Annotated in this window: 24 protein-coding genes and 1 pseudogene; 9 read left to right on the forward strand and 16 right to left on the reverse strand. The window is 54.9% G+C overall.

Going from position 1 to position 24,507, the window contains the following annotated elements:
- Positions 1-42: 42 nt before the first annotated feature.
- Positions 43-453 (forward strand): hypothetical protein, encoded by a 411-nt coding sequence (locus ACZ47M_RS01385; protein ID WP_315339439.1) that lies wholly within the window; start codon positions 43-45, stop codon positions 451-453.
- Here ACZ47M_RS01385 and ACZ47M_RS01390 read toward each other — a convergent pair.
- The 9 genes from ACZ47M_RS01390 to ACZ47M_RS01430 form a co-directional block, all read right to left on the reverse strand.
- Positions 440-1,450 carry a homoserine dehydrogenase gene (locus ACZ47M_RS01390; RefSeq protein ID WP_315340824.1) on the reverse strand — a complete coding sequence of 337 codons (1,011 nt, stop codon included), beginning with the start codon at positions 1,448-1,450 and terminating at the stop codon, positions 440-442. The genes ACZ47M_RS01385 and ACZ47M_RS01390 overlap by 14 nt on opposite strands.
- A 36-nt stretch (positions 1,451-1,486) precedes the next feature.
- Positions 1,487-2,329 (reverse strand): CBS domain-containing protein, encoded by an 843-nt coding sequence (locus ACZ47M_RS01395; protein ID WP_315340826.1) that lies wholly within the window; start codon positions 2,327-2,329, stop codon positions 1,487-1,489.
- Positions 2,330-2,387: 58 nt separating this feature from the next.
- Entirely contained in the window at positions 2,388-3,581 is a 1,194-nt protein-coding gene (locus tag ACZ47M_RS01400; RefSeq protein ID WP_315339441.1) for a sodium ion-translocating decarboxylase subunit beta, read from the reverse strand.
- Between the two features lie 5 nt (positions 3,582-3,586).
- Positions 3,587-4,042, reverse strand: a complete 456-nt coding sequence (locus ACZ47M_RS01405) for an acetyl-CoA carboxylase biotin carboxyl carrier protein subunit (protein ID WP_315339443.1) — start codon at positions 4,040-4,042, stop codon at positions 3,587-3,589.
- A gap of 2 nt (positions 4,043-4,044) precedes the next feature.
- The gene (locus tag ACZ47M_RS01410) at positions 4,045-4,413 is read right to left on the reverse strand and encodes an OadG family protein (protein ID WP_315339445.1); all 369 of its coding nucleotides are present in this window, start codon (positions 4,411-4,413) and stop codon (positions 4,045-4,047) included.
- Between the two features lie 10 nt (positions 4,414-4,423).
- Complete coding sequence (locus ACZ47M_RS01415) at positions 4,424-5,992, reverse strand: carboxyl transferase domain-containing protein (RefSeq protein ID WP_315339447.1); 1,569 nt, start codon at positions 5,990-5,992, stop codon at positions 4,424-4,426.
- A gap of 117 nt (positions 5,993-6,109) precedes the next feature.
- On the reverse strand, positions 6,110-6,541 hold the full coding sequence (locus ACZ47M_RS01420) for a translation initiation factor IF-2 subunit beta (RefSeq protein WP_315339450.1): 432 nt from the start codon (positions 6,539-6,541) through the stop codon (positions 6,110-6,112).
- A gap of 44 nt (positions 6,542-6,585) precedes the next feature.
- On the reverse strand, positions 6,586-10,194 hold the full coding sequence (locus ACZ47M_RS01425; protein WP_315339452.1) for an MCM2/3/5 family DNA replication licensing factor: 3,609 nt from the start codon (positions 10,192-10,194) through the stop codon (positions 6,586-6,588).
- A gap of 5 nt (positions 10,195-10,199) precedes the next feature.
- Entirely contained in the window at positions 10,200-10,691 is a 492-nt protein-coding gene (locus tag ACZ47M_RS01430) for a hypothetical protein (protein WP_315339453.1), read from the reverse strand.
- 187 nt (positions 10,692-10,878) lie between these two features.
- Between ACZ47M_RS01430 and ACZ47M_RS01435 the strand changes: the two genes are divergently transcribed.
- From ACZ47M_RS01435 to rtcA, 3 genes are all read left to right on the forward strand, one after another.
- Positions 10,879-11,391: a metallophosphoesterase gene (locus tag ACZ47M_RS01435; protein WP_315340828.1), complete on the forward strand. Its 513-nt coding sequence runs from the start codon at positions 10,879-10,881 to the stop codon at positions 11,389-11,391.
- A 20-nt stretch (positions 11,392-11,411) separates the two neighbouring features.
- On the forward strand, positions 11,412-12,254 hold the full coding sequence (locus ACZ47M_RS01440; RefSeq protein WP_315339455.1) for a hypothetical protein: 843 nt from the start codon (positions 11,412-11,414) through the stop codon (positions 12,252-12,254).
- A gap of 61 nt (positions 12,255-12,315) precedes the next feature.
- Complete coding sequence (rtcA, locus tag ACZ47M_RS01445) at positions 12,316-13,344, forward strand: RNA 3'-terminal phosphate cyclase (RefSeq protein WP_394356282.1); 1,029 nt, start codon at positions 12,316-12,318, stop codon at positions 13,342-13,344.
- Between the two features lie 118 nt (positions 13,345-13,462).
- Here the strand turns inward: rtcA and ACZ47M_RS01450 are convergent, their stop codons facing one another.
- The 6 genes from ACZ47M_RS01450 to ACZ47M_RS01475 all read right to left on the reverse strand — a co-directional run bounded on the left by ACZ47M_RS01450 (position 13,463) and on the right by ACZ47M_RS01475 (position 18,226).
- Positions 13,463-14,305 (reverse strand): TatD family hydrolase, encoded by an 843-nt coding sequence (locus tag ACZ47M_RS01450; RefSeq protein ID WP_315339456.1) that lies wholly within the window; start codon positions 14,303-14,305, stop codon positions 13,463-13,465.
- Positions 14,306-14,314: 9 nt separating this feature from the next.
- Entirely contained in the window at positions 14,315-14,635 is a 321-nt protein-coding gene (pbp11, locus tag ACZ47M_RS01455) for a tRNA-binding protein Pbp11 (RefSeq protein ID WP_315339458.1), read from the reverse strand.
- 5 nt (positions 14,636-14,640) lie between these two features.
- The gene (locus tag ACZ47M_RS01460) at positions 14,641-15,324 is read right to left on the reverse strand and encodes a DUF257 family protein (protein WP_315339459.1); all 684 of its coding nucleotides are present in this window, start codon (positions 15,322-15,324) and stop codon (positions 14,641-14,643) included.
- Positions 15,321-15,980 carry a DUF257 family protein gene (locus ACZ47M_RS01465; RefSeq protein WP_315339460.1) on the reverse strand — a complete coding sequence of 220 codons (660 nt, stop codon included), beginning with the start codon at positions 15,978-15,980 and terminating at the stop codon, positions 15,321-15,323. The genes ACZ47M_RS01460 and ACZ47M_RS01465 overlap by 4 nt, the downstream gene beginning before the upstream one ends.
- Before the next feature lie 90 nt (positions 15,981-16,070).
- The gene (locus tag ACZ47M_RS01470; protein ID WP_315340832.1) at positions 16,071-17,252 is read right to left on the reverse strand and encodes an aminotransferase class V-fold PLP-dependent enzyme; all 1,182 of its coding nucleotides are present in this window, start codon (positions 17,250-17,252) and stop codon (positions 16,071-16,073) included.
- Positions 17,253-17,317: 65 nt separating this feature from the next.
- Positions 17,318-18,226: an asparagine synthetase A gene (locus ACZ47M_RS01475; RefSeq protein ID WP_315340835.1), complete on the reverse strand. Its 909-nt coding sequence runs from the start codon at positions 18,224-18,226 to the stop codon at positions 17,318-17,320.
- 208 nt (positions 18,227-18,434) lie between these two features.
- Between ACZ47M_RS01475 and ACZ47M_RS01480 the strand changes: the two genes are divergently transcribed.
- Entirely contained in the window at positions 18,435-19,016 is a 582-nt protein-coding gene (locus ACZ47M_RS01480) for a P-loop NTPase family protein (protein WP_315340836.1), read from the forward strand.
- A gap of 2 nt (positions 19,017-19,018) precedes the next feature.
- Here ACZ47M_RS01480 and ACZ47M_RS01485 read toward each other — a convergent pair whose 3' ends face one another.
- Positions 19,019-20,176, reverse strand: a complete 1,158-nt coding sequence (locus ACZ47M_RS01485) for a pyridoxal-phosphate-dependent aminotransferase family protein (RefSeq protein WP_315339461.1) — start codon at positions 20,174-20,176, stop codon at positions 19,019-19,021.
- 328 nt (positions 20,177-20,504) lie between these two features.
- On the opposite strand from ACZ47M_RS01485, the gene ACZ47M_RS01490 reads away from it, so the two are divergent.
- The 4 genes and pseudogenes from ACZ47M_RS01490 (at position 20,505) to ACZ47M_RS01505 (ending at position 24,507) form a co-directional block, all read left to right on the forward strand.
- Positions 20,505-21,053 (forward strand): 50S ribosomal protein L16, encoded by a 549-nt coding sequence (locus ACZ47M_RS01490; RefSeq protein ID WP_315339462.1) that lies wholly within the window; start codon positions 20,505-20,507, stop codon positions 21,051-21,053.
- A 113-nt stretch (positions 21,054-21,166) separates the two neighbouring features.
- Positions 21,167-22,311, forward strand: a pseudogene (locus tag ACZ47M_RS01495) (RNA ligase).
- A 383-nt stretch (positions 22,312-22,694) separates the two neighbouring features.
- Complete coding sequence (locus ACZ47M_RS01500; RefSeq protein WP_315340839.1) at positions 22,695-23,465, forward strand: putative RNA uridine N3 methyltransferase; 771 nt, start codon at positions 22,695-22,697, stop codon at positions 23,463-23,465.
- Position 23,466: 1 nt separating this feature from the next.
- Positions 23,467-24,507 (forward strand): 50S ribosomal protein L3, encoded by a 1,041-nt coding sequence (locus ACZ47M_RS01505; RefSeq protein ID WP_315339463.1) that lies wholly within the window; start codon positions 23,467-23,469, stop codon positions 24,505-24,507.

Genomic DNA, 24,507 nt, shown 5'->3' on the forward strand with positions numbered 1-24,507 from the left:
GGCTCGAAAAAGGATTAAAAAGAGTTATGGCAACTCCCTGCTGTGAAGCTCGAGAAAATCACCCTCAGGGACGAATTGTTCTGGAAGGCTGGTGTGGCCTATTTGGTTCTGTCGGTAGTACTGCTTGCGGTTGAAGTGGTGGGGAGGGGCACTTTGTTCTCGCTGCCCAATGTCTTTGCTGGGGCCGTTTTTATTGTTATGGCCAACAGATTTCGTGCAGCTAAACTTGAGTGCAGTGGGAGAACGTTTTTCATTATCCCTGATTACTCCACCTCATCCGTCATTCTAAAGGACTCCAGTGGGCAGGTTCTCCTGAAGAGACCCTTTCCCCTTTTTGAGGCAGAGGAGATAGAAACTCCCTGCGGAACTTTAAAAATTCAGGCCATTAATCACCGCTTTGGGAAGATTGAACTGATCATATGGGAGAAAAACAAAAAGATCACCCTCCCGTGAGGGTCAGAGCGGCCTTTATAACGTCGCTCACGACCCCGCTGGCGGTTTCTTTCAGCCCCGCACCGGCCCCTTTTATCACCAGTTTCCCGAGGAGGTCAGTCCATATCACCGCAACGTTCTCGTGGCTCTCCACAGCCAGCGGACTATCCAGCGGCACCTCCTTCGGCTCGACGGTTATGCTTCCCCTCTCGACGGTCCCAACCAGCCTTATTGTTTTTCCCTTCGCCTTGGCTCTCTGGACTTCTCCAAGAGTTATCTCGGCTATACCCTTTACCCTCGCCTCGTCGAAGGTTTTTGGCCCGAAGGCGACGCAGTGGAGTATAGTTGCCTTGTAGCCCGCGTCTATGCCGAGGATATCTCCGCTTGGGTCCCTTTCTGCTATTCCAAGGGATTGGGCCTGCTTTAAAGCCTCCTCGAAGTCGAGCCCCATCTCCATCCTGCTAAGGATGAAAGTCGTCGTCGCGTTCAGAACCGCTTCTATCCTTTCAACTGTATCCCCCAGGAGGTTCTCGCGCAGAAGTCCTATGATTGGCGTCCCGGCCATCACCGTCGCCTCGAAGAGGTAGGGAATGTCTCTCCTCTCCGCTTCCCCCGTAAGTTCAGCGTAGTGAAAAGCCAGAGGCGGCTTGTTGCTGGTTACGACGGCCTTTCCCTCCCTGAGCGCGGTGAGGTGCCACTCGTGGGCGTTCCCCTCGTTGGTCACGTCGACAACGATATCGGCGTCAATCTCCTTCACCGCTTCCACGGGAGTGAAATTGTAGACCTCGTAGTCGTTCGCCCAGGAAGAAAGCCTTCCAAAGGTCTCCTTTACTAAAAGGGCCTCTCTGAGGTCTACCCCTTCTGGCAACCAGACCGTCCCGCTCGTGTCCGATATGCTGACCACGTTAAAGCTTAACCCATACTTTTCCAGGAAGAAATTTCGTTTCTCGACGAGAACCCTTGCCACGGCTTTTCCGACGTTTCCGAAACCGAAGAGCGAAACTCTAACCTCCCCCACAGGCACCACCGGTAAGAATTGAGAAGGGGGGTTAAATCACTTGTTGAGGATCACTTTGATGATGTCCATGTCCCTGACTATTCCCACGAGCTCATCCTGGCCCCTGATGACGGGCAACTGCTCAATGTTGTACTTCACCATCTTCTGTGCAACGTCGTAGACGCTCATGTGCGGAGTGGCAACGATAACGTTTGGATTCATTATTCCCTCAACCGGCTTCTTGGGAAGCTGGAGTTCGGCTTTCTCAAAGAGGAGCGTTGGGTTACTCTCAAGTATCCAGTCCTCTTCGCTCTGAGCGGCTAAAGCCGTCTGCTTCATGATTCTGATTACCTCGCTGTCCTTGAGGAGGTCCGTCTCGTCCACCATGCCCACGAGATGGCCTTCGTCGTCTATAACCGGTATCGCCATGGAGTTGGAGAGCAGGAGTGCCTTGAGGGCAGCTTTTAGCGGGGTCCCCTTCCACACCACGCCCGCGTTTCTCTGGTAGTACGGCTCTATGGTGACCTCTTTGAGGTTTTCGTTTTTCGCGAGATAACGCCTCACTATGTCCCCAACCGTTAGTATTCCAACGGGCCTGTTCTCGTCGTCCACAACGACTACCCTGCGGTAGTCCATCTCGAGCATTTCCTTGACGGCTTTTTTGAGGTCGTCTGTGGCCTTAACTACTGGCAGGTTCCTCCTTACCAGCATCGCCAGCTGGTCCTCGTCCGGGTGGAGCAGGATCCTCTTTATGCTCACTATTCCAACCAGCTTGCCGTCCTTTCCGACAACTGGGAAGGAGCGAACTTTGTGCTTTCTGAAGAGCCCGATGGCGTATTCCCTCGTCGCCGGGAGCTGGATGACGACCGGGTCCTTTGTCATCAGTGTTCCAACTTTCATCTTCACCACCGCTCAACCTAACGCGGCTTCCTTCTATTTAAGTTTTTGGAAAAAAAGGTCAGCCCAGGAGGGCCAGGAAGACACCCGCAACGACCGCTGTTCCTATAACGCCCGCGACGTTTGGTCCCATTGCGTGCATGAGGATGAAGTTGCCGGGATCTTCTTCGCTCGCTATCCTCTGAACGACCCTTGCGCTCATTGGAACGGCTGAAACTCCCGCAGCGCCTATCATCGGGTTTATCTTGCCTCCACTGAGCTTCATCATGAGCTTTCCGAAGAGCACTCCTCCAGCCGTTGCGCTTGCGAAGGCGACGATGCCGAGTCCAAGTATCATGAGGGTCTGGGCCGTGAGGAAGCTTTCAGCCCTCATCGTTGAGCCGATGCCAAGGCCGAGGAAGATGGTGACGATGTTCATGAGCTCCTCCTGTGCCGCTTTGCTCAGGCGCTGGACGACGCCGCTTTCCCTGAAGAGGTTCCCTATCATGAACATCCCCATAAGCGGCGCCGCGCTCGGAACGAGAAGACCTATGAGAACCATTGTAATCACAGGGAAGAGTATCTTCTCGCGCTTTGAGACCAGCCTGAGTTGCTCCATCCTTATCTTTCTCTCCTCGGGAGTCGTCAGTGCCTTGATGATGGGTGGCTGTATCAACGGGACGAGACTCATGTAGGAGTAAGCCGCGACGGCAGTCGCCGCCAGTATCTCGGGTGCGAGCTTTGTGGTTAGATAGATGGTCGTTGGCCCGTCGGCGCCGCCGATGATGCCTATGCTGGCCGACTGGTTCAGATTGAAGCCCAAAGCCAGGGCCGTCAGCATGGCAACGAAAACGCCGAGCTGGGCCGCCGCCCCTAGCAAAGCCGTCTTCGGGTCTGCTATCATGGGCCCGAAGTCCGTCATCGCTCCAAGGCCGAGGAATATCAGGAGGGGGATAACCTCAGTCTTGACGAGCAGGTAGTAGATAAGGTCAAAGAGTCCCGGCTCCCCGTAGTGCTGGCCCATGTAGGTGATTGTATCGAAGATGCTGCTGCTCACGTTCTCAGGGAGGTTCACGTTCACGGGCCAGTTCGCTATGCCGCTCAATGGGAGGTTCACCAGCACCGCTGTTATGCCTATCGGCAGGAGGAGCAGGGGCTCCATCTCGTGCCTTATGGCAAGATATACCAGTGTTAAGCCAACGATGATCATTATAACGTTCCCAACTGTGAGGTGGAGGAGCCCGAGGGTGTTAAAGAAGTCCAAGAACGTCGCCATTTACATCACCCTAATTCCATTAGCGGGTCACCAGTGTTCACGGTGTTGCCTTCCTTCACGAAGATTTTCCTAACGATACCGTCCCTCGGTGCCGGTATTTCGTTCTCCATCTTCATTGCCTCTAAGATGAGCAATCCCTGGCCGGTTTTGACCTGCTCGCCTTCACTAACGAGTACCCTGAGGATTTTTCCGGGCATCGGTGCAGTAACGACGCCCTCACCAGTCGGAGCCGGAGCAGGTGTCGCGGGAGTAACCGGTGCAGGAGTTACAGCCGGAGTTGGCGTTAGCGCTGGCGCTGAGACCTGGGCAGGGACGCTTAGGGCTCCAACGTCTATCCCGAGCCCCCTGGCCTCGACGGTGTATTCCTTGTCCTCGAAGCTTACCCTGAACTTCCCTCCGGGGAGTTCCTCGACCTCAACTTCGTATTCAACACCATCGACGATGACTTTAACCTTGGCCATTTTCACCACTTCCCGATCTCGTAGTTAAAGTCCTCAACATCCTCCATCTGAGTCTGAAGGCCGTAGAGGCGCCAGGAATCGGAAACCTTCCTCTTAAATGGCAGGGGTCTGAGCTGGGCCGCCTTTTCCGCGGTATAAGCCAAAATCGCGGCCGTAATAACTGCGAGATCCCTCGGCGGTATCGCCGGTTTTTCTTCTGGGACGGAAGGAGCAGCTGCGGGTTGCGTAACCTGTTTTTCCCTCTCAACGAGCCTCCTCTCAAGCCACCCCACGAAATAGAGGGCAAGGGCGAGCACCCCGAGTATGGCGAAAACCACCGCGATGCCGATGATGGTCAGGTTGAAGCCCTCCATGAAGGCCTGGGTATCCATTCCTTTCACCTCACAGCGGTATGTTGCCGTGCTTCTTGGGTGGCAGTTTAGCGCGCTTGCTCTCCAAGGCTTCGAGCGACATGATTATCTTCGCCCTGGTCTCGGCCGGGTCGATGACATCGTCTATGTATCCGCGGGAAGCTGCCACATATGGGTTGGCGAACTTTTCCCTGTACTCCTTAATCTTCTGCTGGCGAACCTCCTCGGGATTCGCTGCCTGAGCTATCTCCTTCCTGAATATGATGTTTGCCGCTCCGTCCGGCCCCATGACCGCTATCTCGGCTGTGGGCCATGCAAACACGAAGTCGGCACCGAGGTGCTTGCTTCCCATGGCCAGGTAAGCCCCTCCGTAGGCCTTCCTGAGGATGACCGTAACCATTGGAACTGTCGCTTCGGCGTAGGCGTAGAGAACCTTGGCCCCGTGCCTTATGATCCCCCTGTACTCCTGGTCTGTTCCGGGCAGGTAACCGGGAACGTCGACGAGAGTGACTATCGGGACGTTGAAGGCGTCGCAGGTTCTCACGAAGCGCGCAATCTTGTCCGAGCTGTCTATGTCGAGCACTCCGGCCAGGTGTATCGGGTTGTTGGCCACTATGCCAACGGTCTGCCCGTTCATCCTTCCGAAGCCAACAACGGCGTTTGGGGCGAAGTAGGGGAGGATCTCGAGGAAGTCCGGGTTTCCGTTCTCGTCCCTGTCAACTATCTCGTAGATTACCTGCCTTACGTCGTAGCCCTTGTTCGGGTCATCGGGGACGATGCCGTAGAGGTTCTCGGTCTTTCTGAAGGGTAAGTCGTTCGTCTTAACCCTCGGCGGCTTCTCCATGTTGTTGGAAGGCAAGTAGCTTAGGAGACGCTTTATGAGTGCCAGAACCTCCTCGTCACTTTTTCCTATGAGGTGGGCCTGGCCTGAGCGCTGGGCGTGGATCATCGCCCCACCGAGCTGTATCGGCGTAACATCGACGCCCGTAACAGCTTTAACCACCTGCGGGCCGGTTATGAACATGAAGCTGGCAGGGTTGTCCACCATGAGGATGAAGTCCCCTATGGCAGGGCTGTAAACGGCCCCACCCGCGCAGGGGCCCATTATGGCTGTAATCTGCGGAACCACGCCGCTTAGAACAGTGTTCATCTTGAAGATTTCGCCGTAGCCCTTGAGGGAGTCGACTCCCTCCTGAATCCTGGCACCACCGGAGTCGTTGAGGCCTATGACCGGTGCCCCGGCCTCTAAAGCCAGCTCCATGACGCGCTTTATCTTTGCCGCGTGCATCTCACCGAGCGAGCCGCCCATAACTGTGAAGTCCTGGGCGTAGACGAAGACGAGCCTTCCGTCGATGGTCCCGTAGCCTGTTATGACGCCGTCCGCCGGAAGCTCTGTCTTGTCCATCCCAAACTCGGTGGCCCTGTGCTTAACAAACATTCCTATTTCAACGAAGCTTCCCGGGTCGAGGAGCTTCTCAATCCTCTCGCGGGCGGTAAGTTTACCGTTGGAGTGCTGCTTCTCAACGGCCTCTTTGCCACCCATTTCGAGAACCTTCTTTTTCCTCTCGTACAGTTCGTTGAGCTTTTCCTCCATGCTCATGAGAACTCCCCCTGAATTTGCTGAGTCTTGTAGTTTGTAAAGTTTAAAAGGATTTTCAAAGCCGCTGGATGAACAGAAGAGGGGATGTATACAATTGAAAGGGAAAACCGAAGGAGTTCACAGGTGCTGTATTGGCGTTTCCGCACCGCAGGCCTCGCACTTGAGGAAGTGGAAGCGTTCCTTTTTGATGATCTTCGTGTCGGGGCTTCCGCAGACCGGGCAGATGACGTACTCTTTGAGGTACTTCTTTATCTTGTTGGCTATCAAATAGGGCGTGAAGCGCCCCTGGAGGATCACTCTTCTCCCCTCGAGCGTTCCGGCCGTTGCCACCTCTCTCAGTATAAACTTGAGCAGGTGATCCGGATCGCGGTTCATAGCCTTCGCCATGTCCACAAAGTTCTCGATTATCGTCCTGTTCCCGGATATGGTGACCTGCGCAGGAGGAACCTCAAAACGGGAAGTGTGGTGCTTGACGTTCTCAGGGAGTTCATCGTAAGCTTTATCGAGCAGGCCTTCGAAATCGTAAAAGTCAATCTTCTTCTCGCTCATACTCTCACCCCACCCTACATCCCCGGCGGCCTTTATAACCTTTGTTAGAGCACCCTGTAGAATCCCGCCCTCGGTTCGTATATCCTTGCCTCCTTCTTCAGGTCATTGAGGAGCTTTTTAACATCCTCTTCAGTTCCGAGCCCGGCCTGTCTGGCGGCTTCAATGACTTTGTCCTCGGGGGCCCCGAACTCTCCCTCCGCTTCTACGGATTTTATGATGTCGAGGAGCTTCTCTATCTTGTTCAGCTTCTTCGTGCTCTTTCCGATTTCCAAGATTGCGGCATCAACCATTCCCTCTTCGTCCACCGCTATAGTCCTCAGCATTTCTTCCACGATTGCTATCGCCGCCTTCGCGTCCTCTCTCGTTACCGTCTCGCTCAAGCGCATCCTGGCGTGGGCCTCGCTCAACCTGATCAGTGCCTCGAGCTGCCTTGCAGTTATCGGTATCGGCTGCAGATCCTCCTCCTCACCTTTTCTCTTGAAGCCCCTCCTCATTCTGACGTAGTAGTTTTTGATCTCCTCCATGGCCTCCATGCTGAGGACGGGGTGGACGTTCTTCCTGGCGTAGGCTATGTACTTCTTGAGTAGATCGTAGGGTATCTTCGGCGTTGCCACCTCCGCCTCGCCCCTTCTGACCCTGAGGATGTGCTCCGCTATGCTCGCATCAACCTTTTCGTCTGGTTCGTCGAGGAGAAGGAATATGAGGTCGAAACGGCTAAGGAGCGTTGGCGGGAGGTCAAGCTGTTCAGGAAGAGACTTCATCCTGTTGAACCTTCCGAACTTCGGGTTAGCGGCCGCTATAACGGTCGTTCTGGCGTTGAGGGTAGCGGTGATGCCCGCCTTGCTGATGCTTATGGTGTTGTGGAGAACCAGCCCGTGGGATACGAAGAGGTGGTAGGGCTCGACGGTTATGTCATAAACCCACTCCCAGCCGTCGTTTGGGATTCTCTCCACCTTATTGACCCTGAGGAAGTTCACGTTGGCCTTCCACCAGCCGTAGAACTCGTTTAGGTGTTCCCTGGCTGATCTCGTCATTCTGCCTGCAATGTCCCTTATCATTCCCACCGCTGCTCCGTTTCCTTCGCCCAGCATCTTTCTGAACCTGTTGTAAGTTATTCCCGATCTTGGATAGATCCAGCTTTTTGGAATATACTCCAGCGCCTTGACGGGCTCTTCCCTGGCAATCCTTTCAAGCTCGGCTATTCTTCCTTCGATTTTTTCCAGTATGGCCTTTATGTGGCGCTCCCTCACCAGGGGCTGGGTGAGCCTCATGCGTTCCTTTAAAGTCAGTCTTACGTTCAGGGCCCTGCACGCCTTTAGGAGTGGCCTTACGAGCTCCTTTGGGAGTGCTCTCTCCGTTTCTTTTACCGCGAAGTTCGCTCCAATCCTCGTTACCCTCCCCACAATGCCTTTGGAGTATAGATAGTCGTGGTAGTCCTCCGCTTCCTTTCTGTCCCTGTAGACGCTCCTGAATTCCGCCCGTATCTCGATGGGGTACTCTCTAACTCCTAAGGCTATATCCCCGGGGAAGATTTCCCCGGCCGGCTTTTCCTTTATTCTGCCGTTTTCCCAGACCATTACGGGGTGCTCTGGAGTCACCGTTATCTCCCTGCCGTTGGAGAACCTTAGGCGTATGAACCTGTCAGGGGCTCTGTGCCTGCTCACGCGGTCGGCTTTGGCCTTCACGACCTCCTTTCTCTCAAGGTCGTAAGCAAGGAGCTCGATATCATCAACTGGCAGTATCTCGGTGTCCTTGCCGAGTATCACCCTATCGCGGTTCTTCTCTATGAGCCCATCCACCAGCTCGCCTATCTTCACCTTCCTGCCGTCCGCGAGCATTATTTCAAAATCGTGGTGGTAGCTCTGCTGTTCTAAAGCCTCGTGTATGGCGCTTCTATCTCTATCGCTCATTTTGTCGAACTCATCGATTAGGGCGAACCCACCATCCGCTAAGACGAGAACACCGGCTTCCAGAACCCAGGAGCCCGTGAACTCGTCCCTCACGGCGGCTGCCGTAAGACCGGCCGCGGAACTGCTCTTTCCGCTCGTGTAAATAGCCCTCGGTGCCAGGTTGGCCACGTAGCGGAGGAGTTGACTGTTGTGGACGAAGATGTCGTTGGCGATGAAGTTGTGGTGCTTCGGAACCTGAAGGTCATAGACCCAGGGGTGTTCTGGCCTGTATTCTTCGATCTCTTCAACCCTATCCCAGAAAATGTCCGAGTTGGCGAGGAGTTCTCTAAGGTTTTCGTCTCCCGTTTCAGGTATTATTCTTGGCTCGTTCTCTTTCCTTGGTGTTGCTATTAACTCCCCCCTTCTAAGCTCCTCCGCTTTTCTCGTCTTAAACTGTCCGTTCTCAAAGACGAAGAATGGATGAGTCGGTGTTACCTTAATCCCCCTGCCGCTGGCGGTCTTTATCCTGAACATTCTCCCTGGAGCTGTTCTCTTCCAGGCTACGTTCGCCTTGACCTTTCTTACCTTCAGGGTCTTCGCGTCGAGGGCATATAGCTCGAGATCGAGGGGAGCGTAGACGCCATCGCCAACTTTCCCGAGCGTTCCTTCTTTTTCCGCCCTCTTGACGGCTTCTTCAACAAGGTCTCCAATCTTCTTCAGGCTCTCATCGGCCAAAACGACCTCTGTGTCGTAATCAACGCACTTAGCAACACCAGGATCACCCACAAGCAAAACGTGGCTCTCTCCCCTCAGTTTCGTCCCATCCGGCAGAACCCTCTGAACGCCGCCGAACAGGGCTAAGGCTATTCCCTTCTTCACTGTCTTGTGGCCCCAGATGGCTGGAGCAATGGAATCCACTATGGCATCGACGACGTCCTTCCTCTTGGCTAACTCGCGAATCTTCTGCTCGTCCTCCGGGGAAATCTCAAGCTCCTCTATCTCCTTGCTCAGCTGTTCGAGGTGGTTCACCTCGAGAACTTTCTTGAAGACGGGTCTCTTCTCCTTCTGCTCGAGGATAACCCTCAGAATTCCAGTTACAAGAACCCTGTCGCCGGGCAAAGCCGTGTCAACGAGGTCGTCAAGGAGTATTGCATCAACGAAGCGGGGCATCTGGCCGCCCTTAAGGCTCTCGGGCCTGTCCTGAAGGCGGAGGCTCTGGAAGTTGATGAAGCGGCTTTTCTCCACGTCGAGGTCCACGTTTCTTGAGCCGCAGGCGTCGCACTTTGCGGGTTTTACCAGGTTGTCGTAGGGCCTTTGAATTCTGACCATCTCGTTGCCGCAGTCCTTGCAGACGAAGACGGCCTTCTCGACGAAGGGCTTTACCTCGCTCACGCGCGTGATGATTCCCTCGACCTGGATAAACCTGTTTATGTGCTCGCTCCCGAGTTCCTTGACGAGCAGTGTTGGAGGCAGGTTGTAGAACCTCGCGTGAACATTGAGCTCTCCCTCGTACATCAAGTCTTCGCGCAGGACTATCTGGATCGCGTCCTCGGCGCTGGCTATCACCTCTTCTGGGTTGTTGATGAGCTCTTCCCCAAGCTCGGGATCAAAGGAGTTCAGGTGAGTCCAGTCTATGGTTAGCGATCTTCTGGGGATTACCGTGAGCAGGTCCCGGAGCTTGTTTATGTACAACTGGTTACCTTCATCGTCTTTGTATTCCCTCAGGAAGGAAGAGAACCTCGATACCATGTCCTCTCTCTCCATATCCCTCACTCCCCGAGCCACTCGTTTCTTATCCTGGAGAACTCCAGGTAGATCCTCCTCTCCTCCGGAGAAAGTCTACCGAGGACTTCCAGGCTGGTTGGTCTGAGCCTTACGGCCTCGAGTATCTTTTTGAAGCGCAGTTCCTTTAGGTAGCGGTACTTTCTCTTAAGGTTGGCCAGCTTGGTCATCTTAACTCCGAGGATGTCTATGCTCTCTCCTGGGTTTTTCCTCACGTAGTTCTCGAGGTAGTATATGTAGAATTCCGCCCTCTCGTAGAGGCCTTCGGGAATAGCCGTTAGGGGCTCATTCTCCCTTTCCTGGGCTATGATCCTGTCGATCTCGCCTATGATTTTATCCGTCTCGTCAACAACTTCCCCTACGCCAGCTTCCCACAAAACCTTGGCTTTCCAGTCCTCAACGAGGGCTATGTCCCCCGGAGTTCTCTCTTCGAAGGGTTTGAGCACCTTCACCGGTATGAGTGCCCGGCCCGTGAACATCCCACCACCTCACCGTGGTTGGGCAGGTGTCTAATAAACTTTGGGAGTACACCTTGGTGACCCGCTGTACCTTTCTTGGAGCCCTTTTCCCTTTTCCAATGTATTCATGTATTCACCTTTGACAGTCTCATGGGCGGTGCACGATAAGCCTATAAACCGTTGGGTTCACAGGAACATGGGTGAGAGCATGCTAATAGGGATAATGAGCGATACTCACGATAACCTTCCCGCCATAAGGAAGGCGGTCGAGTTCTTCAACTCAAAGAAGGTTGACCTCGTCATACACGCCGGAGACTTCGTTGCTCCCTTCGTTGCCGGTGAGCTTAAAAAGCTGGAGGCGCCGCTCAGGGGGGTTTTCGGCAACAACGATGGCGAAAGGAAGGGTCTCTTCGAAGCTTTGGGGATTTACGACGAGCTTATAGAGCTAGAGGCCGATGGAATGAGGATAGCCGTGACCCACGGAACCAACGAGGTTCTGGTTAAGGCCCTGGCCCACAGCAGGCTCTACGATGTTGTAGTGGTAGGCCACACACACCGCTACGAAATCAGGGAAGCCGGCAGGACGATACTCATCAACCCCGGCGAGGTCTGCGGCTACGTCACCGGTGTTAAAAGCGTGGCCCTTCTCGACACAAGAAGAAGGGAAGTCCAGATAATAAACCTCGACACCGGGGAGCTCCTTGGGGCCATTGGCCTCTGATTGGTTTTCGGGCGGTGCGTATGGACGACATCCTCACCCCCAGAGAGAGGCATGATGCTGTAGTATTAGTGGGCGTTGACGAGGGGGATAACGTTGAGTTCGTGAAGATCTACGCTATAGACGAGGAGACTGCGAGGAAAACACTTGAGGAGTTCTTCAGCGCGAGGGGGCTTTTTCCAGCAGACTACAGGCTCGTGAGCAGGGGCACTGAGAACGTTGAGGGCAAGGGGGCCATAACAACGAGAACCGAGACTTTACTGAGCTCCTCTCTGGCGAGGCTTGGCCTTAAACTGCTCTCCAACGGTGTCCTCTATTTGGGGGACGCCAAAACTGTCTACCAGCTAACCCTCGTGAGCGAGTCCCTCTATCGGAAGATAGCAAACGAGGAAGTTGAGGAACCGGAACCTCTCGCCACGCGCGGGCTCTCCCTTGAAGAAGTTCTTTCCCTGGGGGTTGACGTTCTCGTTGAAAACCTCAGGGGCATCGACATTGGAGGTTTGATTCCTCCGGGTGCCAGGCTCCTCAGGGAACCGGAGCCGGGGGATTTAGTTAGAATTCTGAGGGATCCGGAGAGGGATTACCCCCTGATCGTTGAGACGGCGAACGCTGGGAGGTATTCTGCAATTGGATTTTCCGTCACCTTCAGGCTTCCCCCTCTGAGTGCGGAGGAGTTCGCCGCCGAACTCTCCAGCAGACTGGGGTTTCCCGTTGATCCGGGGCTATTCAGGGAGTTCCCGCCCGAAAAGCTCAACCTGTGGAACGTTGAGGCACTGGCGAAGCTGGTCGAGAAGTTAGAGAAGAGAGGCCTCCCTCTGGAGGAGGCCCTTGGACTTGCCGTTGAGCTTAACCTCGGGAGGCATTGATTCTTCTCAGCTTTCGCGAGGTTTTTTAACCAATCGGTGTAAAATCCGCCGGGTGGTAGTGGTGTGGGTCGAGATAGATGGTTCATACGGCGAGGGTGGGGGACAGATACTCCGAACGGCCGTTGCTCTCTCGGTTATAACCGGAAAGGCTGTTAGAATAACGCGGATTCGCGCCAACAGGCCCAACCCGGGCCTCAGGCCCCAGCACCTCCACGGGATTTTAGCTTTGAAAGAGCTCAGCAACGCGAGGGTCAAAGGCGCCCAGGTCGGTTCGACCGAGCTCGAATTCATCCCGGGGGAGGCAAAGCCGAGGCACATACGCGTTCCCCTAAGCACGGCCGGCAGTATAACGCTGGTTCTCCAGGCGTTGTTACCCGCAATGGCCTTCATCGGGGGGAGCTTTGAAATAACCGGTGGAACCGATGTGCCCTGGAGCCCCCCGGTGGATTATCTCAAGCACGTTACCCTCTTTGCGCTCGGAAAGATGGGGGTGAAGGCGGAGCTTGAAATCAAAAGAAGGGGGCACTACCCAAAGGGCGGTGGGGCTGTCGCTGGCAAAGTTGAGCCGTGGGAAGAGATGAAACCGCTCTTTGCCTTTGAGTGGGGAAAGATCGAGCGCTTCTCAGGTATAAGCCACGCGACCAATTTGCCCGCCCACGTAGCGGAGAGGCAGGCTAAGGCCGCGAAGGAGAGGATTGAGGAGCACTACAACGCCCCGGTGGATATAGAGACAGAGGTGAGCGGTTCCCTTGGCCCCGGGAGCGGGATAGTTGTCTGGGCCGAGACGGATGGGCTCAGGCTCGGCGGTGATGCCCTCGGGGAGCGGGGCAAACCGGCAGAGGTTGTTGGCAGAGAAGCGGCGGATGAGCTCCTCGACCAGCTGAAGACACGGGCGGCGGTGGATAAATTCCTCGGCGACCAGCTGATACCGTTTTTGGCCTTCGCCGGAGGGGAAGTGAAGGTTGCTGAAATAACCAACCACCTCCTCACCAACGTCTGGGTTGTGGAGAGGTTCTTCGGAAAGGTCTTCGAGGTTGAGAGGGAGGGCAGAGGGGGCGTTGTGAGGGTCATAAGGCGGGTGGATGGTTGAGGGGTGTCAAACATTGCAATCTGGACTTTTTTCATATGCCCGTCCGGGCGGGCCGAGTGCGGGTGGTGGATGAAGCATTAGGTGATGGGGGGCTTAACCAACCTTCATCGAGCTCTCCCTACTCTAGCTCGACCCCGTAAACCTTTCCCGGGTTCTCGACGTGGATTTTGTAGACGTCCTCTTCTGTGAAGACGCCGTTCTGGAGGAAGGCCTTCGTGATCTTTGGAACTGTTTTTGGCCCTAAGACCGCACCCGGGCGGCGCTTGTCGTCTATGTAGTCGGTCTCCATCATGAAGCGGTTGCCCTGTTTGATCGCTTCCTCGATGTTCTTCCTGCTGGCTATTACGCTCGGGAACACACCTACTTCTTCGGCCACCTTCACCAGCGGCGGCGAGAAGTGCTTGATGACCCCGTAGGGCTTTATGCCAACCTCTTTAACGTATTCTCCCAGCTCCCTGAATTTTGCTTCGTCGAAGCTTTCAGTGTGGAGCTGAACGGCGCAATCGGCTTCCTTCGCCAGCGCCATTCCATACTTCATCAGCTCCACGCTCGCCTCCCAGATTTCAGGGGGAACCTCATAGTGCGGCCTTCCTATCTCTCCTATGCCTATCGCTTTCCCCTCAAGGCAGAGCTTTTGGGCGTATTCCAAAGCTTTTATGACCTCGTTTCTCGCGTATTCGAGGCCCTTTTCTCTTGCCAGGTAATCAAACTCCGCAGGATGGACGCCAACGACCGCGTAGGCCTTCACAGGTGTCTCCCTGTTGATTTTTTCGACGAGCTCAATGTGAAGGTCCATGGCCTTCATGAAGTCCTCAGCTTTCATTCCACCGAAGCCGTAGTCGTGGGCCGTCTTGTAAACAACGACGAGATGCGTCCCCCCGGCGCGGTGGAACTCCTTGACTGCCTCCAGAAAGAGCCCGTGGTAGGGGTCAACGTGGAAGTGGTCGTCCCAGATTATCATGCAATCACCTCACGACTGGTAAACTTCAATTTCATCGTTTTCTCTCACTTTTACCTCTCCTTCGAGGATGAGCGCTACTCTATCCCCCGGAGCGGCAAACTCGACCTCCCTGTGCTCCTTCTCGATGCGGTAGACGAGGGCAACGCTTCTACCTGCTTTGACCTTGTAAGCGGGGTAAATAACCCCCTCAAGAACCTCACCGATGAGAACTTGCCTCCCCCAAACGGTTAGGCTTTTTTCTACTCTGAACTTTCCCACTGGCTTTATGGAGACTATCTCCAGGGGATTTTCGTCTTTGGCTCTTCTGAATACTCTATTCAGGAGCCCCATCGGTCTCACCGGGTTGTTTCGCTCCCCGGGAAAACTTCCCTTAGATCAAGCTTTATGATACTCACGTTCGTTTTTAACATCGACGGATCCTTCCGGATGTTTACCACCAGCGTTCGCCCTTCTTGTTTCAGTTCCAGCACAGAGGTCGCTAAATCTTCGAGAACTGGCAGAGGTCTCGTTCTGAGGTTCTCCATAATCGCGGACTCCACTATGTAGAACGCGATTCTTTTTCTGTTGGTAATGAAGGACTTCATGGCCTGCATGATGGTTTCAGTTCCCCTTGGGCTGTCCTGGAAGACGAGGAGCCTGTCGAAGCCAAGTACAATATCTATGAACTCCCCCTCAGGGGTGGCTGAGGAGAAGAGCTCCTCATAGTGTTTTACATACACGTCGGGATCCATATTAAAGCGTTCCCTTTTGACCACGTTTCCAACGGTTTCCTCTCCGCCCACCTTGAGAACCCTGACGCCTGAGAGATCGGGGTTTATGCCCATCATGTTAAGATGCTTGACGTAGAGAGGGAACGCGTCGAGGATGTCCTCAACAAGGACTGGAATCTCCCTCTTCCGGGCGTACCTGAGGAGGACTGCCAGGAATGCCTCCCCACCGATGGGGGCGCTGTTTTCCACGATGACGGTGCTACCGAACTTCATTCCGTCGAGAAGGCCAAAGAGCTCGGAAAGGCTCATAGCTCACCACCTATGTCTACTTTTACCTCCTCCCCGAGTAGGTCCACGTTGGTGCTCTTGACAAAGCGGAGTATTGCACCCATAGGATACGGAACCATCTCGACAACCGTGCTGGCCACCCTTCTGACCTCGCTGTAGACAACGGGGCTGATGGACTCCAATATTTTCCTGTTAAGCAGGTAGAATGCCCTCCTTCTGGTGTTTCCGAGGAATCTCTGAAGGATCCAAATGGTCAAGTAAATATCCAGAGGGCTTGAGGGGAGTTTGAGGAAGTTTTCAAGGCCGAGGACCAGGTTTATGGCATCACTGAACCTTTCGGAGACCTTACTGGCCGCTCTCCCATAGTTTTCTATGTAAACCCGGAGGTCAGGATGGAAGGGGACCCTCGCAACAACGTTGCCCACATTTATCCTGCCCCCTGTCTTTACGACGTAAACCCTGCTGAAGTCCACTTTGATCCCGAGGTTTTCTATGTGGGCCGCTATGATTGGGAGGGTATCAAAGTTGTCGTCGATTATGAGGGGGATTTTCTTCTCCTCCGAGTATTCCATGAGCTTCAGGAGCGTGAACTCCGGGATGTAGGAGGGCAGGTACTCGAGAAGGGCAGTCTCACCGGGCTTAATGCTCTCGATCAATCTGTGAACGCTCACGTCCATCGCTTCCACCTTGATTAATTGGAAACAATGAATATAATATAAGGGTTTCGAGGAAAGGTCGGGCCAGAAAATTCAGATGCCCCCTGCCTTCTAGCCAGCCCCCATGGCCCCGAACAGCTCTTCCAGGAATAGTTCAACGTCCTCCACTGTGTTGTAGAGGTGCGGCGAGACCCTTATCCCGTGGTGACCCAAGACGCCGCGGTGGCTGACAGCGATTCCCCTCCCGGAGAGCCTTCTGTATACTTCTTCCTCCCCTTCATAGCTCATGCCAGTCTTTACTGTCACTATCGCTGAGTTTTCACCAAAAACACCAAGCCCCGCACTCAGGGCCTCGTCCGTTACCCTCTCAGCGAGCCTCAGGTTGTGGCGCTCTATCTCCTCGATTCCCACCTCGTTTATAAGCTCCAGGGAGGCCCTGAAGGCCGCGGCGATGATATACGGCGGCCCGCCACCGAAATCAAGCTTCTTGACGCCTTCGGAAACCTTTAGCCTGCCCCAGGGGTCCTTGTCCGGTAACCCCCACCAGCTCCCCCAGTTTTCTGTTGGAGGCTCCATGTTTAGAAGGCCGGTTATGGGCTTTGCCCCCTCTAAGAACTCGTCAGAGGCGTAGATCAGTCCCGCCCCGGTGTCCGGGCTCAGGAGCCACTTTTCTCCCCCCGCTGCGAGGGCATCCACCCCTTCCTTCTCAGGGTAAAGCCTCAGGGAGCCGAGGTGCTGGACGGCGTCAACGATAAGCCACGCCCCGTGTTCGTGAACAGCCCTGGAGAGCTCCCGCAGGTTGATCCTCTCACCGGTTACCCAGTTGACACTGCTGAGGACTACGGCGAGGGTGTTGTCGTCTATGGCCCTTTCGATGGTCTCCAGGGGGTGGAGGCCGTTTTCGTTCTTGACCACCCTGAGTTCTAAGCCGAACCTCTTGGAGTAGCTCTTCAGAAGCGCCGGTATCGTTGGGAACTCGGTGTCAAGGGAGACTATGTTCTGTCCCTTCCGCGGCTCCATCGAGAGGAGGAGTCTCCTGAGCCCCTCTGTTGTCTGGATTGAGAGGCCCACGTTTTCAACGTGAACCCCCATTAGTTTTGCGGCCTCCCTGAGCGCCGGCTCGAGGAAAACCTGGTTCATGTAGTCCACCGAATTGACCTCGCCCTCGAAGCTCACAACGTCCGTTAGAAGCTCGTTGGCCCTCTGGAGGGCGCTTGCCGGCATGAGGCCGAGGCTGGCTGTGTTCAGGTAGGCCCTGAACTTTCTCAGCGCCGGGAACAGGTTTCTCCTCATTGGCATCGCCAAAAAAGTTTGGGGAATACGTTTAAATCAATTGTGATAAGTGTTAAAGGCGGGGATCAAATAACCGCCGGAAGGCCAGGAATCCTCGGGAAGGGCTGAACCTCTGCTATGTGCCTTGCCCCCACAATATAGCGGACCAAGCGCTCCACACCTATCCCGGCTCCCGCGCTGGGTCTCAAGAGGCCGGCCTTTGCGACCTCGAGGTAGGGCCTGAAGGATTCTTCGCTCAACCCGGAGGAACGTATCCTCGCGAGTATCTTCCCGTACTCCCACTCCCTTTCCCCACCGCTTGAAACCTCTCCATAGCCCTCGGGAAGGTAGAGGTCGTAGTTCCTGAAGTGCCCGGGCCTCACAGGGTCTTCCCTGTCGTAGAACTCCCTTTCAATGTCCGTTATCCAGAAGGGCTCTTCCAAAGCCCTGCTCGCTTCCTCCTCGCTTCCAAACTCTTCTCTGACTTCTTCGAGGGTAAAGCGCCTGAAAGGTCTCCTTGCCTTCGGAAGCTCCCTTTCAAAGGTTTCCCATACGAGAAGTTTAAGCTCGTGGAAGAGGCCCGTTATTAGCTCCTCAATAAGGCTCATAACCTCTTCCATGCTCGCGTAGGCGATTTCAAAGTCGAGCTGGGTGAACTCGTAGGCATGCCTCCCGTCGTCTGCTTCCCTGCCTTCGAGCCTTATGTTTGGGGAAAGGATGAACAGCTTATCTATACCCATGGCTATTGCAACCTGCTTGTGGAGTATCATGCTGTGCATCAGCCTGAGCCTTGAGCCATAGGCCTCTATCTCCGGAGGCTTCAAAGCTTCCCCCGCCGGATCCGGCCACAGCGGGTCGGTTATCGGGCTCAGCATCACGGGGAGGAGCCACTTAAAGCCCCTTTCCACTAGGTATCCTGTCATATAGTCAATGGCTTTCGTCTGGACATCCATTGCAGGTTCAATTTTTCTGGTTACGATTGGGAGGGCGTTCATGTTGGTCACCAATTTTCGTCAAGATGCTCTGGATTTATTACCCTTGTGCAAAAATTTTTGAATTCTTGTCAGATAATGACAAGATTTTAGCAAAATTTTTGTCTAAAGTTCCAAATTTTCGATTTGAATTGACATATATTCAGTCAAGTTTGAAGTGGCCAAGCGGCAGGGTTATAACTCCTGAAACGGAGTATCTGCGGTGGAAGCCATGGGCGTCTACATCTTCACGCCGGAAGACCTCGTCCGCTACGGCTCCGCAACGGAGGAGCAACTCAAGGTTCTTAAAGAGGCTCTTTTGGCCAAAAAGAACGTTCTCATAGTTGGTTCCAGCCGCTCCGGAAAGACGAAGCTCGTTGAGGCCCTCCTCCACTACGTCCCAGATGACTGGAAAGTGGCGGTAATTACTGCCTACGGCGAGTTCAAGCCCTTCAAGCCCAACTTAGCTATCATAGACACCCAGTTCGAGGGCCAGCCGCTTGAGAATCGCACCGCCGATGTGATAGCCAAAATAAAGAAGATAAACCCGGACTACGTTGTCATCGACACGCTCCACACGGTAGACGTGGCCAGGATCTTGCTCGGGCTGATAGGCCATTACGCCTTCATAGTGACTTCGCTCGCCCTCGCAGATGACATAAAAAGCGAGGTGAAGCACTGGCTCAGGATAGGCGGGGAGACCTTCGACAGGTTCGATGTCGTTGTGGAGCTCAAGAGGGACTGGAGGACGGGAACAAGGGGGATAAACAAAATTTACAAAGTGAAGAACGGGGAGCTCAAGCCCCTGCTCTGATTTCACTTCTTCCTGAGTTTCTCTATGACCTCGCGGAGGTTGGCGAGCATCTCTTCTATGTCCTCGAAGGTCATGTAGCCCATGTTTCCAATCCTGAAGGTCTTCTCTGCCACGCTTCCGTAACCCTTGGCCAGCTCAAAGCCGCGCTCGCGCATCGCGTTGTAGACGTCAACGCCCTTCATTCCGCTGGGTACGACAACGGCTGTGATGGTCGGGCTCTCGTAGCCGGGCTCCGCCAAAATCCCAAGGCCCATCTCTTTAACACCGTTCCTTATCATCTCACTCCTCTTCCTGTACATGTCGAGCCATTCCTTCTTTCCGCCCATCTTTTCAACTATCCTGAGAACGACGTTGAGGCCGAGTATCTGCGGCAGGGGTGGCGTTGAGGGCGTTCCTTTATCTTTCTCGTTGAACTTCCTGTACATGGGCAGGTCGAAGTACCAGCCGCGCTCCGGCATCTTCTCGGCGATCTCGAACACCCTCTGGCTGACGGCCGCCATCGCCAACCCGGGCGGCACTCCAAAGGCCTTCTGACTGCTCGAGAAGACCAGATCAATGCCCCACTCGTCGAACCTTATGTCTGCACCGCCCATAGCTGAAACGGCATCGACGAAGAGGAGCTTATCATGCTCGTGGACAACCTTTGCCAGCTCGGGGAGCGGGTTGAGGACACCAGTTGAAGTCTCGTTGTAGGTTATCGTCACCGCATGAACGTCCGGGTTCTTCCTGAGGGTGTCTTCAAGTTCCTCGGGCTTGACCGCCTGGCCCGGTTCCTTCTCAAAGACAACGGCCTCCCTTCCGTTGGCCCTGACGACCTCCGCAAAGCGCCTTCCGAATTCTCCCACGGCTGTGACGAGAACCTTCCCGCCGCGCGGTACGGTGTTTCTAACGGCCGCTTCCATGAATCCAGTGCCAGAACTCGGGAAGAGGATTATCTCGCCCTTATCGGCCTCAAGGAAAGCCTTGAGCCTTTTGAGGGTATCAACGTGAGCTTCCTTTGCCTCGGCCGCGCGGTGGCTGAACATCTGGACGCTCATTATCGCGAGAACCTCGGGGAAGCAGGCAACGGGGCCGGCTGTGAAGAGCTTGTATTTGGGCTTCACCATCTCGTAAACTTCCCTGTACGCGTCCTCGTACTGCATTTTGAACCTCAGCTCCATCAACATCACCTCGGTGAGAGTTGAGCCGGGATCTATAAAAGGATTCTCCCCAACTGGGGGTTTGGTTTTTGAAGCTTTTTTTCTCGCTGGTGCCAGGTAAATGAAAAGTTTTCAGTTCGGCCGTTGCTTTTTAAAATTTCACACTGACGTTCAGGGTCCGCCCGATGGAACGCGGGCGAGAACGGGCATTAATAGGTGCCCATCATCTGGGGGCAGTTAAGCTTAAAGGCAGGTAAAATGCGACCTGCTGAGAGACCGTCCAAAACTTTTATAAAAGGGTGGTCAAGCTAAGTTTAGGCCTGGCTTACGCTCATTTGGAGGTGAGAGTATGGGACTGAGGCCAGCAAAGATTGATAGGGACGTTGACAAGCCCGCTTACACGAGGAGGGAGTACATCCGCGGTGCTCCCGGGCCGAAGATAACGATATTCGACATGGGCGAACCCTCGGCCGAGTTTGAGTACGAGGTCAGCCTTCACGCCAAGCAGGCCATGCAGATAAGGCAGAACGCCCTTGAGGCCATCCGTATACAGGTCAACAGGTACCTTCAGACGGCCGCCGGAAAGAGCAACTACCACTTCAAGATAAGGGTTTACCCGTTCCAGGTGCTCAGGGAGAACCCGATGGCTACCGGAAGGAAGGCCGACCGTTACGGAAACGGTATGCGCAGGCCCTTTGGAAAGCCGATTGGACTGGCGGCGAGGGTTAAGAAGGACCAGAAAATCCTCACCGTCTGGGTGAACGAGGCCCACCTTAAGTTTGCCATTGACTCGATGCGCAGGGCAAAGATGAAGCTGCCCTACTCAGCCTACTACAGGATCTACGACAAGGAAGGCAATGACGTCACCACCAAGGTTCTTTCCGCGATGAAGCTCTGATGCGCTATCCCTTTGCCTCCCTTTTACAACTTTTGTGCGCGCCCCATGGCGAATTTTTGTGCGGGGTTCATAATGATTATTAATGATGCTGCCCTATTCTCTCCGGTGGGAAGATGGTGAGCCCACAGTTCAGGCATCTCCTCCTCAAGCTGGGCCTCCCCGAGGAGAGGTTGCTCGTTCTGGAAGGTAAGGGAGGCATCGTTGAGGACGAGTTTGAGGGCGTTAGATACGTCCGTTTCCGCGATTCTGCCGGGGGACTCCGCAGGGGGACGGTAGTTTTCGAGAACGGAGAAGCCGTTATCGGCTTTCCCCACATAAAGAGGATCGTTCAGCTTGAGAACGGGGTAAAGAGGGTTTTCAAGAGCAGGCCCTTCTACGTCGAGGAGAAGGTGGACGGCTACAACGTCCGCGTCGTTAAGGTTGGGGAGAAAGTCCTCGCCCTCACCCGCGGCGGCTTCGTCTGCCCGTTCACGACGGAGAGGATAGGGGACTTTGTGGACTTCGAGTTTTTCAAAGACTATCCCGACCTTGTCCTGGCTGGGGAGGTAGCCGGGCCCGAAAGCCCTTACATAGTTGAGGGGCCGCCCTACGTGAAGGAGGATATAGGGTTCTTCCTCTTCGATATCCAGGAGAAGGGAACCGGAAAGAGCCTGCCGGTTGAGGAGCGCTATAAACTCGCTGAGGAATACGGGATTCCGCAGGTCGAGAGCTTTGGCCTCTTTGATTACTCCCGCCTGGATGAGCTCTACAACCTAATAGAGAGGCTCAGCAGGGAGAAGAGGGAGGGCATCGTCATGAAGAGCCCGGATATGATGAAGATGGCGAAGTACGCAACTCCTTACGCCAACATCAATGACCTAAAGATAGGCTCGCACGTGTTCCGCGACCTCCCCCACGGCTACTTCATGGGAAGGATAGAGAGGCTCGCCTTCTACTTAGCTGAGAAGCACGTCAAAGGAGAGGAGTTCGAAGAGTACGCCAAAGCCCTCGGAAAGGCCCTGCTGAGGCCCTTCGTCGAGAGCATACACGAGGTGGCACACGGCGGGGAGGTCGAGGAGACCTTCACTGTCAGGGTGAAGGGCATAGGCACACCGCCCACAGGATGGTCACCCACTTCGAGGGGCTGGGCGTTGAGATCCACATCGAGGACATCGAGGATTTGAAGAACGGCTACTGGAGGATAACCTTCAAGCGGGTCTATCCAGAGGCCACGCGCCAGATACGGGAGCTGTGGAACGGGCTGGCTTTTGTGGACTGAGGTTACCTTCTCCAGCTTTTGCGCTGGCAAAGTTTTTTCCGTGGGGCGAAGCCCTCTCCGGGGGTTTAAGAGTACAGAGCAAGCTTTGGGGAAGCTTGACCAAAAGTTTGTAGCTTCCGTTTTGAAAGTTAATCCGGCGGGTGATCCAGGTAATGAAGAGAGGACTTACCCGTGAACTGCCAATAAACAGGAAATTACCTCCACTTTGGCACCACTGAAAAAGCCCCCAACTTTCCGCCAGCGCTTGCGCAAGCAAGGGCTGATTGCAAAAAAATTTCACATCTCCCAAACCAAAAAGGGTGGAAGGGTTCGAAAGCCTTTTAAACAGTCTCCATAGACCCCACTCCAGCGTTGAAGTTAGCAGAGAGAAGGATGACGGAAAAATGGCCTGGCACGTCTTCATTCCGGATTCACTCCTCGAAGAGCGCGATGACCCAAAGATCAGAACTTACAAGGTCGGACAGATAGCCAGGGCCTGTGCAATCTTCGGCGTCGAGCACATCTGGATCTACGGGGCCGGCGGGAGGGACGGGAAATTCATCAAGACCCTCCTCGAATACGCGGAAACGCCGCAGTATCTCAGGAAGAAGCTGTTCCCGCTCATGCCAGAGCTCAAGTACGCCGGCGTTATACCGCCGCTCAGGACGCCCCACCACAAGCTCAAGGGAAAGCCGGAGGTTGGCGAAATCCGCGAGGGCATCGCCTTCAGGAAGGGCAGAAGGGTCTACGCGGACATCGGGCTTGACGAACTCGCGATGGTCGAAGGGGACATCGAGGGGCGTGCGACGTTCAGGATTATCTCGTTAAGACCGCTCAGAGTGGTGCCAGCGAAGCCAGCTGAATACTGGGGGTACAGGGTGCACCTGACGGAGGAGTCGCTGGCGAAAACACTTAAAAAGGCCAGGCTGGATCTGGTCATCGCGACCTCCAGGAGGGGTCGCGACATCCGGGAGGTGAAGCTTCCCCCGCTGGAGGGGGAGGTCGGTTTCGTGTTTGGCTCACCGAGGAAGGGCGTGATGGAGCTCCTCGGCGGAGAGGAGTTTGAGTTTGATCTGATCCTCAACACGATCCCTGATCAGCGGACTGAAACGGTCCGCACCGAGGAGGCTCTCCTCGCTACGCTCGCGATATTTAACCTCATAAGGAGGGATTGAGATGGGAAAAGTACACAGGCCAAGGAGAGGTTCACTGGCATATTCCCCGAGGAAGAGGGCCAGGAGCATAGTGCCCAAGATTAGAAACTGGCCGGAGGACAGTGAAGTCAGGATGCTGGGCTTTGCGGGCTATAAGGCCGGGATGACCCACATCCTCATGATAGACGACAACCCAGGGCTCACCAAAGGAAAGGAGATATTCGCACCGGTTACCATAGTAGAGGTTCCGCCGCTCTTCGTCTACGGCATCAGGGCTTACAGACAGGGCTACCTCGGCCTTGAAACAGCGACCGAGGTCTGGTTCCACAAGCTGAACGACCACGTTAAGAGGCGCATAAAGACCCTTCCCAAGGACTACAGCGAGGAGGCGTTCCAGGCCAGGCTCGGCCAGCTTGAGGACCTCGTCAACGAGGGTGAGGTAGTCGACGTTCGCCTTCTCGTCCACACCCAGCCGTGGCTCATCGGGCTCAAGAAGAAGCCGGAAGTCATGGAGTACGCCATTGGTGGCAACGACATCGCGGCAAAGTTCGAATACGCCAAGGAGAGGATAGGCAGGGAGATAAGGGTCGGTGAGGTTCTCCACGAGGGCGAGCTTCTCGACGTTGTAGCGGTCACCAAAGGCAAGGGAACCCAGGGTCCGGTCAAGCGCTGGGGCGTCAAGATCCAGTTCCACAAGGCCCAGCGTGCTGGAAAGGGCAGGCACATCGGTAACCTCGGCCCGTGGCACCCGGCTCGCGTTATGTGGACTGTCCCGCAGGCTGGTCAGACGGGCTTCCACCACAGGACCGAGCTCAACAAGAGGCTCATCGCCATAGGGGAGAACGGAAAGCTCAACCTGGACGGTAACGAGATTGAGATAACCCCCAAGGGTGGCTTCCCGCACTACGGAATCGTCAGGAGTGACTTCTTCATGATAGAGGGCACGATTCCGGGCTCATTCAAGAGGATAATAAGGGTTAGGCCGGCCATAAGGCCGCCCGCGAAGAAGCCGCCCGTTGAGAGGCCGCAGATAACTTACATCAGTAGGGAGTCCAAGCAGTGA

The organism is Thermococcus waiotapuensis, from assembly GCF_055384795.1.